This window comes from Ruminococcus sp. D54t1_190329_F1 (assembly GCF_015551645.1).
Classification (GTDB): Bacteria; Bacillota; Clostridia; order Lachnospirales; family Lachnospiraceae; genus Blautia_A; species Blautia_A faecis.
The window spans coordinates 1-2,102 of record NZ_JADNDC010000087.1 but is presented as its reverse complement, the minus strand read 5'-3'; the positions used below and the strand labels follow the sequence as shown (position 1 = coordinate 2,102).

The 2,102-nt window shown below is 34.6% G+C and carries 1 protein-coding gene; it reads left to right on the top strand.

From position 1 onward, the window contains the following. Positions 1 to 36: 36 nt before the first annotated feature. A partial coding sequence (locus I2D69_RS19585; RefSeq protein ID WP_195380417.1) for an ABC transporter permease occupies positions 37 to 2,102 on the top strand: 2,066 nt, incomplete at its 3' end.

The window sequence follows — 2,102 nt, the reverse complement described above, 5'->3', positions numbered from 1 at the left end:
ATCAAGGATTATAAGAATGAGAGATGGTAAAATCGTATGAGTAATGAAAAGAAAATAATCAAAGAAATGGTTCAGGGAAATCTGAAAGTACATAAGAAGAGAAATCTTCTTCTTATATTGGCAATTACTTTAACGACCATTTTGTTTACCTCAGTATTGGAAATTGGATTTGGCGGTATGCAATCCATTCGGGAAACACAGCTAAAATTATCCGGAATGAAAGCGGACGCAGAACTTCGATTTTTGGATAAAGAACAATTTCAGGAGGTTCAAAACTCTGATTTATTTGAAAGTGTGGGAGGGAGAGTTCCCATTGCGCTTATGGAAGAGGAAACGAAGCGTCCGATTGAAATAGACTATCTGGATCAGGCTGGCATGGAAGCGTATTATCTTTCCTTAGAAGAGGGGAAGATGCCGGAAGATGAAAAAGAAGTGCTTTTATCAGAGCAAGGATTGGAAGAATTTGGGATAAAAAAAGAAGTAGGAAGTCATGTCCCGGTGTCTTTTACATTAAGAGGTCAAAAATATAACTTTGACATGCGACTGTCAGGCTGGTATACAGGCGGTCCTAAAGTTGATTTTATGATTGTATCTGAAGCATTTTTAGAACACAACCCTGAAGTGGCAGAGAATACATACGATCTTGATAAAGAGATTTTAGGAACCTATTATGCAAGTGTTTGTATGAAGAATACAGGGAATATTGAACAAAATCTTAAAGAATATGCAGAAAGTCTTGGGGCGCAAACAGAAAACGCTGATGGAAGCAACTATGTTAATGTAGCAGTCAATCCCATGTTATATTCAGAAGATGGGAATACAGGAGTTTGTCTTGCCATAGTCTTTTTCGGGGCATTATTTATTCTGTGCGGATATCTTTTGATCTATAATATTTTTGATATAGGTGTTATGCAGGATATTCAAGAATTTGGGATAATGAAAACGATTGGAATGACCGGCAAACAGATTAAGAGATTAATGAGAAGACAGATGTTCCTGTTATCTCTTATTGGCATTCCGATTGGCTTAGTGGTTGGATATGGGTTAGGGGCACTTTTGTTACCCGTCATTTTGAAAAATTGGGAATACAGTGAGGAAGAACTTACTATTGTGCAGTCTGTACACCCAGCTATCTTTATTTTAACAGTTTTCTTTGTGTTGCTTACAGTATTTTTGAGTATGAGAAGACCTTCTAAAAAGGCTGCCAAGTATTCTGCGATTGAAACAGCAAAATATATAGAGGTGAAGAAAAAAACAGCAGAAAAAGATATTCGCTCTATTAAAAATATAGCAAGAAGCAATCTGCAGAGAAATAGAAAGAGAACCGTTTTAGTATTTACATCGCTTATATTAAGTGTTGTCTTTGTCAATTCCTTATGGATTATTTCTAATAGTTTTGATGAAGAGAAATATGTTAATGCACAAATGAGAAGGGATTATTTAGTTGCATCAACAGATACATTAAACCCTAGTATTGGTTATGTCAAACCTTCTGCGGCCTTAAATGAAGAAGCCATTCAAGAACTTGAAAAAAATGCCATGATTAAGAATGGAACAAAGTTATACAAAAATGCAATAGATGCATCTGTATATAATTTTGATATTAGTTTTGATTGGGGGGTCGAGATAATAGGTGTCAAAATACCCAGTATAGAAATTGATGGAGTAATTACCAATAGTGCAACAAGCAATTATGGTACATTAACATTAGGTAAGGACAAGAGACCAGTATGTAATGTATGTGGAATTTCAGAAAACTTTTTTGGAAAAATGGAAATTTTGGAAGGAGAAAAAAATATTAATGAGATTAAAGAAAAACTGAAAAGTGGAGATTATATTTTATCCGGTCTTAGTGCAAATGACAATGGAAAGCCGAGTATAGATAGTATTGAAACATCACCTAAAGTCGGTGATGTTGTGACTATTTATAAAGATGGGAAGCCATTAAAAGAGGTGGAAGTTCTTTCTCAAATTTTAGTGATAGATTCAGAACAAATATCAGGTGGAAGTTCTACAGGATCAGGAACTATTTTAGGACCTTGGTTTTATTTAGGAGAAGATTTATTTAAAGAATTGTATGGAGAAGGCAATTTAGTGAATTA